The sequence below is a fragment of the Terrabacter sp. Root181 genome (assembly GCF_001428505.1).
GTDB lineage: Bacteria > Actinomycetota > Actinomycetes > Actinomycetales > Dermatophilaceae > Terrabacter.
Map to the genome: position 1 here is coordinate 47595 of NZ_LMHU01000005.1, position 15417 is coordinate 63011.

General features: G+C 72.1%; 18 protein-coding genes. 7 read left to right on the forward strand and 11 right to left on the reverse strand.

The window, feature by feature from the left end; all coding sequences use genetic code 11:
* Positions 1–4: 4 nt before the first annotated feature.
* The 6 genes from ASD90_RS23455 to ASD90_RS09075 form a co-directional block, all read right to left on the reverse strand.
* Complete coding sequence (locus tag ASD90_RS23455) at positions 5–598, reverse strand: hypothetical protein (protein ID WP_056754890.1); 594 nt, start codon at positions 596–598, stop codon at positions 5–7.
* 56 nt (positions 599–654) lie between these two features.
* On the reverse strand, positions 655–1323 hold the full coding sequence (locus ASD90_RS09055; RefSeq protein ID WP_056754893.1) for a Type 1 glutamine amidotransferase-like domain-containing protein: 669 nt from the start codon (positions 1321–1323) through the stop codon (positions 655–657).
* 19 nt (positions 1324–1342) lie between these two features.
* Positions 1343–1735, reverse strand: a complete 393-nt coding sequence (locus ASD90_RS09060) for a YciI family protein (protein ID WP_056754896.1) — start codon at positions 1733–1735, stop codon at positions 1343–1345.
* A 91-nt stretch (positions 1736–1826) separates the two neighbouring features.
* Entirely contained in the window at positions 1827–2186 is a 360-nt protein-coding gene (locus ASD90_RS09065) for a YciI family protein (protein WP_056754899.1), read from the reverse strand.
* 139 nt (positions 2187–2325) lie between these two features.
* A complete protein-coding gene (locus ASD90_RS09070) occupies positions 2326–3243 on the reverse strand; it encodes a hypothetical protein (protein ID WP_162260190.1) in 918 nt (305 codons plus the stop codon).
* Positions 3244–3367: 124 nt separating this feature from the next.
* Positions 3368–4390, reverse strand: a complete 1023-nt coding sequence (locus ASD90_RS09075) for an AAA family ATPase (RefSeq protein ID WP_056754904.1) — start codon at positions 4388–4390, stop codon at positions 3368–3370.
* Between the two features lie 216 nt (positions 4391–4606).
* Here ASD90_RS09075 and ASD90_RS09080 point away from each other — a divergent pair, with 216 nt between their 5' ends.
* Positions 4607–5086: a group II truncated hemoglobin gene (locus ASD90_RS09080; protein WP_056756283.1), complete on the forward strand. Its 480-nt coding sequence runs from the start codon at positions 4607–4609 to the stop codon at positions 5084–5086.
* 120 nt (positions 5087–5206) lie between these two features.
* Here ASD90_RS09080 and ASD90_RS09085 read toward each other — a convergent pair whose 3' ends face one another.
* From ASD90_RS09085 to ASD90_RS09100, 4 genes are all read right to left on the reverse strand, one after another.
* On the reverse strand, positions 5207–6037 hold the full coding sequence (locus ASD90_RS09085; protein WP_056754907.1) for an anti-sigma factor domain-containing protein: 831 nt from the start codon (positions 6035–6037) through the stop codon (positions 5207–5209).
* Positions 6034–6645 carry an ECF RNA polymerase sigma factor SigK gene (gene sigK / locus ASD90_RS09090; protein WP_082588596.1) on the reverse strand — a complete coding sequence of 204 codons (612 nt, stop codon included), beginning with the start codon at positions 6643–6645 and terminating at the stop codon, positions 6034–6036. Before sigK ends, ASD90_RS09085 begins: the two co-directional genes overlap by 4 nt.
* A 47-nt stretch (positions 6646–6692) precedes the next feature.
* On the reverse strand, positions 6693–7355 hold the full coding sequence (locus ASD90_RS09095) for a fasciclin domain-containing protein (RefSeq protein ID WP_056754910.1): 663 nt from the start codon (positions 7353–7355) through the stop codon (positions 6693–6695).
* 111 nt (positions 7356–7466) lie between these two features.
* A complete protein-coding gene (locus ASD90_RS09100; RefSeq protein ID WP_056754913.1) occupies positions 7467–9044 on the reverse strand; it encodes a molybdopterin-dependent oxidoreductase in 1578 nt (525 codons plus the stop codon).
* A gap of 261 nt (positions 9045–9305) precedes the next feature.
* Here ASD90_RS09100 and ASD90_RS09105 point away from each other — a divergent pair, with 261 nt between their 5' ends.
* Together ASD90_RS09105 and ASD90_RS09110 are read left to right on the forward strand one after the other, a co-directional pair.
* Entirely contained in the window at positions 9306–9998 is a 693-nt protein-coding gene (locus tag ASD90_RS09105; protein ID WP_157623122.1) for a hypothetical protein, read from the forward strand.
* 85 nt (positions 9999–10083) lie between these two features.
* Positions 10084–11100, forward strand: coding sequence for an LLM class flavin-dependent oxidoreductase (locus ASD90_RS09110; RefSeq protein WP_056754918.1), 1017 nt, complete (start codon positions 10084–10086; stop codon positions 11098–11100).
* 25 nt (positions 11101–11125) lie between these two features.
* Here the strand turns inward: ASD90_RS09110 and ASD90_RS09115 are convergent, their stop codons facing one another.
* Positions 11126–11569 carry an SRPBCC family protein gene (locus ASD90_RS09115; protein WP_056754920.1) on the reverse strand — a complete coding sequence of 148 codons (444 nt, stop codon included), beginning with the start codon at positions 11567–11569 and terminating at the stop codon, positions 11126–11128.
* Positions 11570–11900: 331 nt separating this feature from the next.
* Here ASD90_RS09115 and ASD90_RS09120 point away from each other — a divergent pair, with 331 nt between their 5' ends.
* The 4 genes from ASD90_RS09120 to ASD90_RS09135 are packed head-to-tail and all read left to right on the forward strand — an operon-like array spanning position 11901 to position 15374.
* On the forward strand, positions 11901–12887 hold the full coding sequence (locus ASD90_RS09120; protein ID WP_056754922.1) for an ABC transporter ATP-binding protein: 987 nt from the start codon (positions 11901–11903) through the stop codon (positions 12885–12887).
* Positions 12884–13630: an ABC transporter permease gene (locus ASD90_RS09125; RefSeq protein WP_056754925.1), complete on the forward strand. Its 747-nt coding sequence runs from the start codon at positions 12884–12886 to the stop codon at positions 13628–13630. Before ASD90_RS09120 ends, ASD90_RS09125 begins: the two co-directional genes overlap by 4 nt.
* Before the next feature lie 32 nt (positions 13631–13662).
* Entirely contained in the window at positions 13663–14763 is a 1101-nt protein-coding gene (locus ASD90_RS09130) for a sensor histidine kinase (RefSeq protein WP_056754927.1), read from the forward strand.
* Positions 14760–15374, forward strand: a complete 615-nt coding sequence (locus ASD90_RS09135; RefSeq protein ID WP_056754929.1) for a response regulator — start codon at positions 14760–14762, stop codon at positions 15372–15374. The genes ASD90_RS09130 and ASD90_RS09135 overlap by 4 nt, the downstream gene beginning before the upstream one ends.
* The last annotated feature ends 43 nt before the right edge of the window (positions 15375–15417 follow it).

Consider the following 15417-nt stretch of genomic DNA (forward strand, 5'->3'; position numbering starts at 1 on the left):
CCGGTCACGGAAGCACGCGCCAGACGGCGACGCCGACCGTGACGACGGCGAGTGCGAGAGCGGCCCAGCCGAGAGGCGACCGACCGGATCGCCCACGACCGAGCAGGAGCAGCAGCGCCGCGAGGACCGACAGGACCGCCGCGACGACGGTCTCCTCGGCACCGAGGTCGATGGTGCGGATGAGGATCGTGTCGGTGACGCCGTGGCGGGTCATGAAACCCAGCAGCCGGATGAGGAAGAAGAGCCACCAGCCGACGGTGATCCAGAAGAGGGCGACGCCGATCTGGCCGAGCAGGGGGTCGACGGTGTCGTCAGTGGCCCTGGTCGGGGTCGCCGGCCAAACCGGCTGTCCCGCATACGGGTTCGGCGGCACGGGCGGGGCAGACGGTGGTGCGGCGGGCCACGAGGGGTTGGCAGTGGGCAGCTCCCGCGTCGGCTCGAAGACGGGGATGGCCTGGGTCGGGGCTGCGGCTGCCGGCGTCGCCGGTGCTTCCGCGCCGGCACCAGGTCCGCGCGGGATGTTGGGCACGGGAACCGTGAACTGCTCGTCCGGGCCGGTGGACCCGGTGGACCCGCCTGGCACGGGGGTGTCGCTCATGGCGACAACGTACCTCGCGCGTCGACGGACAGGCGCGCTCGGACACCACGCGCGCCTCAGCGGGGGAAGTGGCGCCACGTGCCCTCGGAGACGACCTCGACGCGTCCGTCCTGAACGACGACCGCGGTGTCGTCGTCGATGGCGTAGGCCGCGTTGTCGATGGTCCCGGCCCACCGCTCCGCCTCGGCCATCGAGTTGCCGGGCATCATCGGGTGGTCGACGTGGGGGCAGATCGAGAAGTCCACGACACCGAGCGTCGTGTCGTCGCGACCGGTCGCGGGGTGCCACCGGACGAAGTCGTCGCCGACGCGAGGTGTCATGACGAGGCTGCCGGCGCTCAGCCCGACCCACAGGGCGTCGAGCGACGGCAGGAGGTCGGCGAGGCCGGACTCGCGGATCCAGTGGTGCAGGTACATCGGGTCGCCGCCGTTGACGAGCAGCACGTCGGCCTTGCGGACCTCCGGCACCCAGTGGTCCTCGTCGAGGCTGGGCAGCGCGGTCAGCTCGAGGACGCCCATCGACCTCCAGCCGAGCTCGACCATGGGCGTGCGCGGTTCCTGGCCGGCGACGAAGCTCCACGCCTGGCCCATCCCGCCCCGGTTGGCGTGCGAGGCGGTGGGGATGCACAAGGCGTCGCACTCGTCGATCGGCTTGCCGAGCAGGCGCACGAGCGCGTCGTGGATGCTCGGGTTGGTGATGCCTGCGGAGGTGAGCAGGAGGTCCACGTCGTCTCCTCGTCGAAGGTCAGGCGTCCACCGGAGGTGGGCCTGCGAGCGGGCGTACCTCGATCGGGACCCCTGTCGGCGCGCCACCGGGGCCGGGCGACGACGACGCCTTGGCAGCGATGGCGTACGCCCGCTCCTCGCTGTCGCAGTCGACGACCCAGAAGCCGATGAGGAACTCCCTGCCCTCGGGGAAGGGTCCGTCGGTGACGACCGCGGCGCCGTCGTCGGAGCGCACGATCCGGGCCTTGTCGGGCCAGCCGAGCCCGGCGTTGAACACCATCTCGCCGCTCTCCTCCAGCTCCTGGTCGAACGCGCGCTGGAACTCGACCATGTTCCTGATGTCCTCAGGGGCCCAGTCCAGGACCTCTGTGCCGTCATCGCGGCCCACGTGCATCATGAGCATGTACTTCATCGCGACGCTCCTTCGAGGGTGACGTGCCCAGCACTCGACACTAGGCCACGGCGCAGCCGCCGTGCGGGGCACGCCGCCCTCGAGGACGGGGTCAGTCGACCGTGGGACGCGGCTTGAAGCGGCGCACCTCGTGGGTCCAGCCGCACGCCTCGGCGATCTTGCCCGCCCACATCTTGGCGGCCTCGTCGTCGGGGACGTCCACGATGGCGAAGCCGCCGAGGAACTCCTTCGTCTCGACGTAGGGGCCGTCGGTGATCATCACGGTGCCGCTGGTGGGGTCGGCGTGGTAGACGGGGCCGTCCTCCTCCTCCAGACCGCCGGCGAAGACGTACACGCCGGCAGCCCGCATCTCGTCGACGGCTGCCCTCGCGAGCGGCCCGCGTCCACGGAACCACTCCTCGGAGTGGTCGCCCACCCACTGCTGGTTGAAGTAGAGGAGGTACTCGGCCACGACTGGCTCCTTCGGTTGTGGCGGACCGAGGTGGTCCGCGTCTGCCTACTACACGAACGGCGGACTGCGATTTCGACACGGTCGTGCCGGGGATCGGGCATCGAGGCGGCGAAGCGGCGAGGCACCTCGGAGGATGTCCCTAGAGGATGTAGCTGCTGGAGGCGCTCCAGATGGCGTGCGTGCGGCAGTTGGAGTCGGCGTACTCCTTCGACGTCGACTCGAAGACGGAGTAGAGGCGGTTGACCGACGACCCCGCGGAGCTGGGGGCCCAGACGATCCCCTCCATCATCGGGAGGGTGTTGTGGCTCGAGCGCGCGCCCGTCGACCGCACCTGCGTCGTCACCTTGCTCAGGTTGTCCCGGCCCCACGAGCGGCTGAAGACGAAGTGGCCGCTCGTGACCTGCACGCCCTGGACGATGGTCGGCGTGCCGTAGGACGCGTTCGGCGTCAGGGTGACGGAGCCGGCGCTGGAGGTGGGGTAGCGGCGCATGACGTTGTTGTAGAAGTCGCCGACGAAGAGGTTGCCGCCGTCGTAGTCGACGTAGGACGCCCGGGTCAGGCTGTTCAGGGTGTAGCGGGCCGCATAGCTGACGGGCTTGCGGGTGCCCGCGGGGACGGACCGGATCCGGTCGATCGGGATGCGGTAGATCCGCGCACCGCCGACGCTGTCGGCGACGTAGAGGTTGCCCCGACCGATGGTGAGGCCACCGGTGTGACCGGTCTTGGGGACCCCGCTCAGCTCGATGGTCTTGACCCAGGCCGAGGTCGAGCGCTTGTAGACGACGACGCGCGGCACCTCGAGCGCGTCCCGGTGGTATATCGACACGTAGAGGTAGTCGCCGCTGGCGTCGTACGTCATGCCCTGGGGCACCCAGTTGGTGTCCTTGTAGGCGCCCAGGGTGTGGCCCGTCCAGTTGTCGAACGGGTCGAGCTGCGGGTCGGCGCAGCTGGTGACCGAGGCGAAGCCGACCGGGTCGGCTGCGGTGGCGGGCGTCGCGGCCACGACGCCGAGCGTCGATGCGAGGGTCAGTGCGATGCCGGCGGCCGTGGTGCGCATGCGTGTCTTCATGAGGTTCCCCTGTGCTCGTCGGAGGACCTCTTCCCCCGATGCTCGGAGACTACTCGTGGGCCTCGCCCGATCGGCTCCGGTCGCGGGGGCAGTCGGCGCGCCGCCGGCGACCTCAGCCCACGGGGTCGGCGAGCTGCCAGCCGGCGGCGACGACCTCGTCGACCGCCGCCACGGCCGCGACCAGCCGCTGCTCGTGGCTGCCGCCCACCTCGACCCAGGGCACGCCGTGCGCGCCCAGCTCCTCGCGGAACCGGCCCTGCATCCACGAGCGGCCGTGCTCGCCGTCGCGCACGCGGTCCGGGGCGGTGGGGGTCTCGTCGCCGGTGAGGACGTAGAGCGCGGGTGCCGGGCGCGCGTCGGCGAAGGCCCGCACCGTGGGGGACGGGCTGCCGAGGTGGCGTTCGTGCCACAGGGTCGTCGCGAAGGCGTCGGTGTCGCAGAGGAGCAGCGGGCGCGGCGCCGCGGCCGCCGCGGCGTCCTCGAGGGCGGCCTGCTCGCGTGCCACGAGGTCGAGCTCGGTGGTGTGCCACGGCCCGGTCGGGCCGCCGGGTCGCCGCTCGGTCCACTCGCGGCCGAACTGGGGGACGACGGTCGTGCCGTAGTGGGCGCCGAGGGCGTCGGCCAAGGTCGTCGTGCGCGTGGGCTCGGCGCCCACGACGACGACGCGCTTGGTGAACCAGGCCCGCACCGGTGACGGCAACGCCCACCACGAGCCGGCGACGTCGGACCGCACCACGGTCCCGGAGATCGGTGTCGACGCACGCCCCGGGTCGACCTGCACCCACGTCGCGCCGAGCCGGCGGGCCATCTCCTCGCCGTACGCGTCGCTCGTGAACACCGCGTCGACGGGAGCGTCGAGGTGCGACTCGATGACCTCCATGTGCAGGTCCCAGACCTCCGGCGAGTGGAAGTCGACGTCGTGGTCGTCGGGCGCCGCGACGACCCGGGCCGTCGGGTGCTCGGCCTGCACCCAGCCGACGCGGACGTCGACCGGGATCGACTCGACGGCGTGGGCCATGACCTCGACGGTGACACGGTCGCACGTGCTCGTGGCCGCTCGCACGAGAGCCTGGTGCCCGGCGTGGAAGGGGTAGAACTTGCCGATGACGAGCCCGTGCCCGTGACGCCCGCTCACTGGTCGCCCCGAGCGCTCGCGAGCACGTCGTCCGCGCTGACTGCGCCCGCCGGCTCGGTCCGGTCCATGGCAACAGAACGTACCGGGACGACCCGCCTGCCGTCGCCGACGAAACGGTTCGGTCGCGCCTGATGACGCCCTGTCACCGTAGCGAAGGGGCGGTTCACGACCATCAATCCCGGTGCGGTGGGCCGCCGCGTGAGGTGCACTGGCCTCATGGGTGGAGTCAACGAAGCGGAGCTGCCGACGTTGTACGAGTGGGCGGGAGGTCTGGCGGCGCTGCGCCGGATGATCGACTGCTTCTACGACCGGGTCGAGGTCGATGAAGCCTTGTCAGGCTTCTTCCCGGGCGGTGTGTCCGAGCATCATCGGGCGCACGTCGCGGACTGGTGGGCCGAAGTGCTCGGCGGCCCGGCGACGTACACGGAGCGGCACGGGGGGTACGAGTCCATGCTCCGCCACCACCTCGGGCTGGCCATCACGGCCGCGCAACGGCAGCGGTTCGCCGCCACGATGAGCCTGGCCGCCGACGACGCGGAGCTGCCCGGCGATCCGGAGTTCCGGGCGGCGATCATCGGGTACCTCGAGTGGGGCTCCCGGCTTGCCATGGAGAACTCCCAGCCCGACGCCGACCCGGTCGAACACGCGCCCACCCCACGATGGGGCTGGGGCGTCGCGCCGCCGTACCAGGGGTGACCGGTCCGGCTGTTGTCGCAGCGCCTCTGGACGAGGCCGCGAGGTCGGGCGGTCACGAGCTCCAGCTGGGGAAGCCGGGAGCGAGCTCGTGACCGCCCGACGTGCGAGCGACCGGTTGTCTCAGGCGAAGGCGATGAACGCCACGGGGTCGGACGTCGGCTGGTCCGAGCCGCCGTCGGGCTCGACGGTGATGCCGGCGCCCTTCGAGTGGCTCGCGTCGCCGTTGAGCACGACCACCTGGTCACCACCGCCGGGCATGAGACCCGCCGAGGTCATGTGACCCGTTGCGTCCTGCAGCCACAGCTGGAAGACCTTGCCCGTGGGCGGCTGCGACATGCCGGAGGTGACGATGACGGCCTTGTGGAGCGCGTTGGAGCGCACGATCGTGGCGGTCGCACCACCGGCGAGGCGCTGCCCGTAGCGCGTGGCGTCGGGAGCCGCGAGCACCTGGTCGGCGATGGCCCGGGACGGGTCCTTGTCGATCTGGCGCCAGACGGTGAACCCGCCGATGGCGAGCACGGCCACCGTGGCGGCCGCGACGACGACGCGCCAGCCGCGGGCGAGCCCGCGCGTCTGACGGGACCGACGTCGGCCGGCGAGGTCGTCGCCGTGATCGACGCGCGACCCGGAGGCTGCTGGGGTGGTCGTCTGCTCCTGGACCGGTGCCGGAGCGGTGGACGTGACGGTCTCGTCGGCCGGGTCGTCCTGCTGCACCGGGAGGGGCGGCAGCGGGCGGACGGTCGCGATCTCGGCGAGCACCTTGGCCTTGAGCGAGGCCGGCGGCGCGACCTCGGTCAGCACCGACAGCTCCGACGCGGCGGCGACGAGGCTCTCGACCTCGGCCTGGCAGGCGGTGCAGCCGGCGAGGTGGCGCTCGAAGCGCGCCCGCTCGACGTCGTCGAGGGCGTCCACGGCGTAGGCACCGGACAGGGCGTGGATGTCCTCGCTCACAGTGTCACCCCCAACGTGTCTCGTAGTCTGATCAGTCCATCACGGATGCGTGTCTTGGCGGTCCCGAGTGGCAGGTCGAGCATGGTGGCCACCTCCGTATGGGTGTAACCCGAGAGGTAGGCCAGCTCGAGGGCCTGCCGCTGGACCGGTGTGAGCGTCTCCAGCGCCCGGTGAACCCGCTCCGCATCGAGCCGTTCGACGACGGCCTCCGCTGTGGAGTCGTGGGTGACGTCCTGGTTGCTGGCGCCGTACCCCTCGTCGCGGTGGCGGGCTGCTTCCGCCGACCGGACCCGGTCGACGGCCTTGCGGTGAGCGATGGTGAGCATCCACGAGAGAGCCGCACCCTTGCTCGGGTCGAAGCGTGCGCTGTGCCGCCAGATCTCGAGGAAGACCTCCTGGGTGACCTCCTCGGACTGGGCCGGGTCGCGCACGACCCGGCGGACGAGACCGAAGAGCCGGGAGGAGACGGCGTCGTAGAGCTCGCTGAACGCCGTCTCGTCTCCTGTCGCTGCTCGACGGAGCAGCTGCTCCAGGGTGGATGGGCGGGCGGGTCCCCCCGGCGAGTGATCGCCGGAGGGAACCACCGAGAACCGTGACATGGGGTCCATTGTGTCGCCCGTCGTCCGTGGTCTGCGTCAGCCTGGTCAGCGGACGATCAGGGCATCAGGACGCCGTCGATGATGTACACCGTGGCGTTGGCGGTCGGGACGTTGCCGCAGATGACCTTGGCGTCGGCCTTGCCGACGGTGAAGTTCTCGCCCGAGCCCTTGACCGTGATCGTGGTGCCGGCGAGCGTCTTGTGGTCGCCCGCGAGCTGGTCCGGCGAGAGCTTGCCGGCCACGACGTGGTTCGTGAGGATCTTGGTGAGGGTCGGCTTGTCGGCGAGGACCTTCTTGAGGTCGGCGGCCGGGATCTTGGCGAACGCGTCGTTGACGGGCGCGAAGACGGTGATCTCGGGAGCCGAGTTCAGGGTGTCGACGAGGCCGGCGGTCTTGACGGCGGTGACGAGCGTCGAGAGCAGCGGGTTGTTGCTCGCTGCGGTCGCGACCGGGTCGGTGGCCATGCCGTTGAACGAGCCCGAGCCGTCCTTCGGCACGGCCGCGCAGCCCTCACCGAAGACAGCCGCGGCGGCGTCCATCGACTCGGACGAGGTCATCGTGTCGGAGGGCGTGCTCGTCATGGCGTCCGAGGACGTCGCGGCGGGCGTGCTGCCACCGGCGGCGGCGGTGTTGTCGCTCGAGCTGCCGCAGGCCGCGAGGCTCAGGGGCAGGGCGATGGCGAGGGCGACGAGGCCGGTACGGGTCTTCATGCTCTTCATGTCAGTCACTCCTTGTGGCTGTGTGGTGCACGGTCATCTGGGATTCGGTGCCGCTGTGGCTCCGGATTGCTTGTCGGAGAAGTTTTTTCGCGGGTTCTTGGCCGTATGCGTTCACGCGACGGTCACCACCACCTCCTGGATGCCGCTCGACCCGCTGGGGAACGGCGTGGCGCGCTGGGTGATCTGCGGCTGCCCCTCGAGGTCGGTCGCGCGCACGGCGATGCGGTGCAGACCGGGCGTGGCGTCCCACTCGAGGTACCACTGGCGCCAGTAGTCGATGCCGACGTCGGGACCGAGCTTCGTCCGCTGCCACGCGCCGTCGTCGACCTTCACCTCGACGGTGCCGACACCGCGGTGCTGGGCCCAGGCGACGCCGCCGATCGCGGTCGTGCCGGCCTTGATCGTCGACAGCGGCGCGGGCGTGTCGATGCGGGCGCTCGTCTTGATCGGGGCGTCCGTCGCCCACTGCCGCTTCGTCCAGTAGGACTGGTCGGCGGCATACGTCGTCAGGGTGAGCCTGGTCAGCCACTTGGTCGCACCGACGAAGCCGTAGAGGCCGGGCGTGATGAGGCGCGCCGGGAAGCCGTGGGTGGCACGGAGCTGGGCGCCGTTCATCCCGATGGCGATCATCGCGTCGCGTCCGTCGCGGACGACGGCGAGCGGGGTGCTGATCGTGAAGCCGTCGACGGCGGTGCTCAGCACCTGGTCGGGGCTGCCCGTGATGCCCGCGCGGTCGAGGACGTCGGTGAGCCTGACGCCGAGCCAGCGGGCGGCGCCGATGTAGCCTCCGCCGACTTCGTTGGAGACGCAGGTCATCGTGATGTCGCGCTCGATGAGGGGCATGGCGGCGAGCTCGTCGAAGGTCATCGTGAAGGGCTGGTCGACCATGCCGTCGACCTCGAGGGTCCACGTGTCGACGTCGACCTGGGGCACGACGAGGTTGGTGTCCACGCGGTAGAACGTGTCGGTCGGGGTGCGCAGCGGCGAGATGCCGGAGACGGTGGTCTCGAGCCCCTTCGGGAGCGCCTTGGCCTTGTCGGCGGCGGCGGGCAGCACGACCTTCTTGACCGACTGGGCGCCGGCCCGCAGCTGTCCGCCGACGGCGGCGAGCACCGCGAGGGCGGTGATGCCGAGCGCGCCGCCGATGAAGCCGCGACGGCCGGCGCGTGAGCGGGTCTCGGCGTCAGGGACGGTCGTCATGACCGACCCCCGGGGGCCGGCTGCCTCGTCGCGGCCGGGGGCCCTGCTCGGGGCGTCGCCCGCGGCGGCTCCGGCCAGGCGGGCGAGCCAGACGAGGGTCGCGACGCCGACGGCCATCGCGGCGACGGCGGGGAGGGCGTCGAGCGGGCGGGCGGCGGGACGCAGCAGGGCGGCTGCGCCGGCGAGGCCGGTGAGCAGCACGATGAAGCCGACGGCGACGGGCAGGCGCCGGCGGGCGAGCAGGCCGGCCACGGCGGCGAGGACCAGCGTCCCGACGAGCACCGAGCCCTGGAGGATCAGCTTGTCGTTGGTGCCGAAGGTCGCGATCGCCCACTCCTTGACGGGCGTGGGGGTCAGGTCGATCACGGTCGACCCGATGGCGAGCACCGGCGACGATGCAGGAGCGAGGAAGCCCGCGACGAGGTGGCCGGCTGCGATCCCGGCGACCGCGGCGAGGATCCCGCTGAGGGCAAATCGTAGGCGCGTCATGACTGGTCGTTCGGCGCGAGAGGGCGATCCGGATGGTTTCTCGAAGATCCCTTGGAGGAGGGTCGCGTTCAGCGCGGGGCATCCTCGCCCGGGCTGTGATCGAGGTGGCGCCTCGGAGCTGCCAGGTCACGATTGGTGCACGGTGCTCCGTGGTCGGCAGCCCTCGACTCCTCACCCGCCTAGCCTGCCCGGCAGGAAGAGGGGTGTCGGATGGGGGCGACTCAGACCGGTTGGGGGAAGGCGCTGAAGGTTGCCCTCGTCGTGATCGGCCTGTCGATTGCTGGTTATCTCGGCCTGATGGTCCTTGTCCTCCACGCGATGCAGGAGCCGTATCCGTTCCTGGACGTGCACAACGAGAGCGGCCGCCCGTTGCTCATCGAGCAGGCCGACGCCGTGTCCTACCGTGGCACGGCGGAGCTGGGCGTGCTCGCGTGGCGACCGCAGGAGGGCTGGCCGACGGGCAGCTATGAGTGCGAGCAGGAGCAGCTGGTGGCTCGCGACCTGAACGGCGCGGTCGTCGCGCGGCGGGCGGGCGCGTGCCCATCCGACTCGTGGACCATCACCGCGGAAGACTTGTCCGCCGCGCCCCGCTACCAGCGAGCGTCGGCGCCTGCTGACCACGTCGAGATCCGGCTCGTTCTGGATCCCTACTCGTCGGAGGCCGAGGTAGCCGCGTGGTGGCGGGCGCTGCCACGGACCCTCGAGCGAGCCGCGGCAGCAGGATCGGCGACGGGGGTGAGCGTGCACGGCCCGTTCGTCGAGGACCGGGACCTGACGTTGTACGTTCGCGGTCAGGATGCCGCCACGGTCCTGGAGTTCGCCCGCGCCCAGGTGCTGCGGCCCTCACCCGGCAGGGTGTACGCGTTCGTCAGCGCACCGGGCGAGCCCGCACCTCAGACGGGAACGCCGGTGCTTCTCGACGCGACGACCACACCGAGCGCGCCCACGCGCTGAGGACGACGAGACCACGGAGTCTGCCGGGACGACCCTGCGCGGCGCTCACGGGGAAGAGGTCCCGAGCCGGAGTTGTTCACCCCACGTGAAGAACATCGGATTCCTCTCGTTCGGGCACTGGAACCCCTCGCCGCACTCGGGCACGCGGTCGGCCTCGGACGCCCTGCTCCAGTCCATCGACCTCGCGGTCGCGGTCGAGGAGCTCGGCGCCGACGGCGCGTACTTCCGGATCCACCACTTCGCCCGGCAGCTCGCGTCGCCGTTCCCGCTGCTCGCCGCGGTCGGGGCACGCACGAGCCGGATCGAGATCGGGACCGGCGTCATCGACATGCGCTACGAGAACCCGCTCTACATGGCCGAGGACGCGGGCGCGGCCGACCTCATCTCCGGAGGCCGGCTCCAGCTCGGCATCAGCCGTGGGTCACCCGAGCAGGTCGTCGACGGCTTCCGCTACTTCGGCTACGAGCCGACCGACGGCGACCACGCCGCGATGGCCCGGCAGCACACCGAGGTCTTCCTCGACGTCCTGTCCGGCCGGGGCTTCGCCGAGCCGAACCCACGGCCGATGTTCCCCAACCCGCCGGGCCTGCTGCGCATCGAGCCGCACGCGCCGGGGCTCCGCGCCCGCATCTGGTGGGGTGCCGGCAGCCGGGCCACCGCCGAGTGGACGGCCGAGCAGGGGATGAACCTCATGAGCTCGACCCTCCTCACCGAGGACACCGGCGTGCCCTTCCACCAGCTCCAGGCCGAGCAGATCCAGCGCTTCCGCGACGCGTGGACGGCGGCCGGGCACGAGCGGGAGCCGCGGGTCTCGGTGAGCCGCAGCGTGTTCCCGATCGTCGACGAGCGGGACCGCGCGTACTTCGGTCGCGAGTCGGCCAGCCAGGACCAGGTCGGCCACATCGACGGCGGGACGGCGCGCTTCGGCAAGACGTATGCCGGTGAGCCCGACCAGCTCGTCCGTGACCTTGCGGAGGACGAGGCGATCGCGGCCGCGGACACGCTGCTCCTCACCGTGCCCAACCAGCTCGGCGTCGACTACAACGCCCACGTCGTCGAGAGCCTCCTGACGCACGTCGCGCCCGCGCTCGGCTGGCGCTGAGCCGCCCAGGCCCGGCGGCGGCCGGTCAGCCGCGGGCGAGCAGCCGGCGGATCGTCGAGCCGTAGGCCGCGCCGGCGACCTTCGCGACGACCGGGTCGAGGAGCGCTGGCACGCCGCGCACCCCGATGCGCTGTGACCACTCGACGGTCGAGCCGGATGCCGTGGGGGTCACGAGCAGATCGATGTCTCCACGGACGACCTTGCCCTCCTTGCGGATCCGCGCGCGGCCCGCGGTGGTGGCGGCCGGGGCCTCGATGGACTCGACCACCATGACGTCGTCGAAGCCCACCGGGCCGAGCGCCGTGCGGGCGACGAAGCGCGACCCGTCGACGAGGTCGCGCGCGGCCAGCGCGTCGCCCGTCACGGTCGTCAGCGGGATGACCGCGGTGTGCGCGTCCAGGTCGAGCAGGCGCCGCCACGCCTCGGGCGCCGGGAGGTCCGAGGGGACCGTGACGGAGAAGCGTGCCATGTCCGACAGTCTGGACCACGGACTCCCGGTTGAGCAGTGACGCCCGGTCCGTTTGGGTGGATGCGTGACCGACCACACCGACAGCCCGACGCCCACTCACGAGGTCTGCACGGCCGACCTCGTGCTGCCCGACGGCCGCCCGCTCCGGGGCGGAGACCGTCGACCTGCCGCGCGAGCTGCTCGGCGACGCGCCGGGCGCCCCTGACGGGCGGCCCCGCCGCGTCTCGGTCGTCGTGGCGTCCCTGGACTCCCGGTGATCGTGACACCTGTCACGGGCAGGACGTGACGCCTGCTGCTGACGCGGTGCGCCCCGGAGCGGGAGAGTTGACTCATGACCACCACCTCTCGCCCGCTCGACGGCGCCTCGGGGGCGCCGGCGATCGAGCTGCGTTCGCTCGTCAAGAGCTTCCCTCCCCGACGCGGGTCCCAGGACACTGAGGTCCGAGCCGTCGACGGCATCGACCTGCACATCGAGCCCGGTGAGGTCGTCGCCTTCCTCGGCCCGAACGGCGCCGGCAAGACGACGACCCTCGACATGGTGCTCGGGCTGACCGAGCCGACGAGCGGCACGGCCGAGGTCTTCGGCCGCCGCCCGCGTGAGGCCGTCGTCGGCGGTCACGTGTCCGCCGTCCTCCAGACGGGGGGACTGCTGCGCGACCTCACCGTCCGCGAGACCGTCCGCATGATCGCGTCGACGTATGTCGCCCACGCCCCCGTCGACGAGGTCATCGACCGTGCCGGGCTGACGTTGCTCGCGGGCCGCCGTGTCTCCAAGTGCTCCGGCGGTGAGCAGCAGCGGCTGCGCTTCGCCCTGGCCCTGCTGCCCGACCCGCGCCTGCTCGTGCTCGACGAGCCGACGGCCGGCATGGACGTCACGGCCCGGCGCGACTTCTGGGACACGATGCACGAGGACGCGAGCGCCGGGCGCACCGTCGTCTTCGCGACGCACTACCTCGAGGAGGCCGACGCCTTCGCCGACCGGATCGTCCTCATCGCGGGCGGACGCATCGTCGCCGACGGCACGACCGCCGAGATCCGGTCGCAGGCGAGCGGGCGCACCGTCTCCGCGACGCTGCCGCCCGGCTCGGTGGCCGAGTCCGTCGCCAGGCTGCGGACGGTCGAGGGAGTGCACGACGTCGTCGAGCGCGGGAGCCGGGTGGTCGTCACGGCCGCCGACTCCGACGCGGTCGCGCGGCTGCTGCTGCTCGACCTCGGGGGCACCGACCTCGAGATCGTCACGGCCGGCCTCGAGCAGGCCTTCATGACCCTGACCGGTGACGGCCGGGACCTCGACGCCGAGAAGGAGCTCGTCCGATGAACGCCACCTTCACGCTGCTCGAGATGCGCCGGATCACCCGCGACTGGGCAGGCATGTTCTTCACCGCCGTCCTGCCCGCCTTCTTCTACCTGATCTTCGGCGCGACCGTCGACGCCAAGGACGCCACCATCGGCAACGGCAACGTCGCGATGTACGTCATGATCAGCATGGCCGCCTACGGCGCCGTCACCGCGACGACGAGCATCGGCGGCAACGCGGCCGTCGAGCGCCAGCAGGGCTGGGGCCGGCAGCTGGGACTCACGCCCCTCGCCGACTCGTCCTACATCGCCATGAAGGCGCTCATCGCGATGACCGTCGCGGCCGTGCCGATCCTGCTCACCTTCGCCCTCGGCGCCGCGACCGGCGCCCGCGGGTCCGCGCAGGCGTGGGCGCTGAGCGCGGTCCTCTGCCTCGTCGGCTCGGCCGTCTTCGCGGTCTACGGCCTGCTCGTCGGCACCGCCTTCCGCTCCGAGGCCGCCGTCGGCGCCGCGAGCGGCACCATGGTGATCTTCGCCTTCCTCGGCAACCTCTTCATCCCGCTGTCCGGCGCGCTGCTCACCTTCGCGAAGTTCACGCCGCTCTACGGGTATGCCGCCCTGGCCCGCTACCCGCTCACCGAGGGCTACCTGCCCGACGGGTCGCGCGACCCGCTGTGGCTGCCGATCGTCAACGTGCTCGCGTGGCTCGCGGTCTTCGGGGTGTCCGCCGTGCTCCTCGTGCGCCGCGGGCGGGAGCGCCAGTGACGGAGCGGACGGAAACGGAGCGGACGGAACCCGTGCCGTCCGGTCGGCCCGGCCCGCACGGGCGCAACCCGTGGGAGCGCTTCGGTTGGGTCGTCCAGTCGGTGTGGCTGGTCTTCCTCGTCTTCCCGGCCATCGCCATCGTGTCGAGCGGGCTACCGCTCTGGCAGGTCGTGCTCGGCCTGGCCCTCGTGGTGACCTTCGCCGTCGTCTACGGCCTGGGCGCCCAGCACCTCCAGCGCCTCCACCGGGACTGCGAGCCGGCCCGGCCCCGGGGCGTCGTCTACCTGCTCGTGCTCGTCGGATGCGCGGCCGCCCTGACCCCGCTGATCGGCGCCGGCAGCCTCAGCTTCCTGCCCTTCGTCGTGTCGTTCGGGATGTTCGCGCTGCCGCTCGCATGGTCGATCGCGCTGGGCATCGCGTGCGTCGCGATCGCGACGGCCGTCGCGGTTTTCGTCGACCGCGACGAGGGCACCTGGGTCGTGGCCATCATCGTCTTCGCCGTGGGCGCGATGACGGGCGCGGTCCGGCTCATGACCGACCGCGGCGAGGACTACGAGCAGATGTCCCGCGACCTCGCCGTCGTCGAGGAGCGCGAGCGCGTGGCCCGCGACGTCCACGACGTGCTCGGTCACTCGCTCACCGTCGTCACGGTCAAGGCGGAGCTGGCCGAGCGCCTCGTCGACCTCGACCCCGAGCGGGCCAAGGGCGAGCTCGCCGAGATCCAGGCCCTGAGCCGCCAGGCCCTGGCCGAGATCCGGGCGACCGTCGGGGGGCTCCGGGTGGCGCGCCTCGGCGACGAGCTCGCGTCCGCGCGCACGGCGCTCGCGGGTGCCGGGATCGAGGGCCACGTGCCCGACGACCCGGGCGCCGTCGACCCGCGTCACCGCACCGTGCTCGCCTGGGTGCTGCGCGAGGCGACGACCAACGTCGTGCGCCACAGCGACGCCGACGCCTGCTGGGTCGAGCTCGCGACGAACGGCCTGACGGTTCGTGACGACGGACGCGGCCTCGACGCGCGGCCCGAGGGAAACGGCATACGCGGGCTGCGTGAGAGGGTCGCGGCCGCGGGGGGTCGGCTCTCGATCGAGACGGGCCCGCAGGGCCACGGGACCGTGCTGGAGGTGACGCTGTGAGCGCGACCATCAAGGTGCTGCTGGCCGACGACCAGGCCCTCGTGCGTGGGGCGCTCGCCGCGCTGCTCGCGCTCGAGCCCGACCTCGAGGTCGTGGCCGAGGTGGGCCGTGGCGACGAGGTCGTCGAGGCCGCGCGGGCCTCGGCCGCCGACGTGTGCCTGCTCGACATCGAGATGCCGGGCATCGACGGCATCGCCGCGGCAGCCGCGGTGCGCGATGCGCTCCCGGGCGTGCGCACCCTCGTCGTCACGACGTTCGGCCGCCCCGGCTACCTGCGCCGCGCGCTCGAGGCGGGCGCGTCGGGCTTCGTCGTCAAGGACACCCCGGCCCGCCAGCTCGCCGAGGCGGTGCGCCGGGTGCACGCCGGGCTGCGGGTCGTCGACCCGTCGCTCGCCACCGAGTCGCTCGTCGACGGCGCCAACCCGCTCACCGAGCGGGAGCGCGAGGTGCTCGCCGTGGCGCTGCGCGGTGGCACGGTCGCCGCCGTCGCCGGGGTCGTGCACCTCTCTCCCGGCACGGTGCGCAACCACCTCAGCTCGGCCATCGGCAAGACCGGGACGTCGACCCGCGCCGAGGCCGCCCGGGTCGCCCAGGAGCGCGGCTGGCTCTAGGCCGCCGACGTTTCGGGAATCGAAGTGTCGAGCGAGGCTGCCG

Coding starts and splice junctions, on each gene's coding strand:
- ASD90_RS09080 (WP_056756283.1), top strand. CDS start 4,607: ATGGGTGGAGTCAACGAAGCGGAGCTGCCGACGTTGTACGAGTGGGCG.
- sigK (WP_082588596.1), bottom strand. CDS start 6,645: ATGGACCCCATGTCACGGTTCTCGGTGGTTCCCTCCGGCGATCACTCG.
- ASD90_RS09095 (WP_056754910.1), bottom strand. CDS start 7,355: ATGAAGAGCATGAAGACCCGTACCGGCCTCGTCGCCCTCGCCATCGCC.
- ASD90_RS09120 (WP_056754922.1), top strand. CDS start 11,901: ATGACCACCACCTCTCGCCCGCTCGACGGCGCCTCGGGGGCGCCGGCG.
- ASD90_RS09070 (WP_162260190.1), bottom strand. CDS start 3,243: ATGCGCACCACGGCCGCCGGCATCGCACTGACCCTCGCATCGACGCTC.
- ASD90_RS09115 (WP_056754920.1), bottom strand. CDS start 11,569: ATGGCACGCTTCTCCGTCACGGTCCCCTCGGACCTCCCGGCGCCCGAG.
- ASD90_RS23455 (WP_056754890.1), bottom strand. CDS start 598: ATGAGCGACACCCCCGTGCCAGGCGGGTCCACCGGGTCCACCGGCCCG.
- ASD90_RS09125 (WP_056754925.1), top strand. CDS start 12,884: ATGAACGCCACCTTCACGCTGCTCGAGATGCGCCGGATCACCCGCGAC.
- ASD90_RS09060 (WP_056754896.1), bottom strand. CDS start 1,735: ATGAAGTACATGCTCATGATGCACGTGGGCCGCGATGACGGCACAGAG.
- ASD90_RS09100 (WP_056754913.1), bottom strand. CDS start 9,044: ATGACGCGCCTACGATTTGCCCTCAGCGGGATCCTCGCCGCGGTCGCC.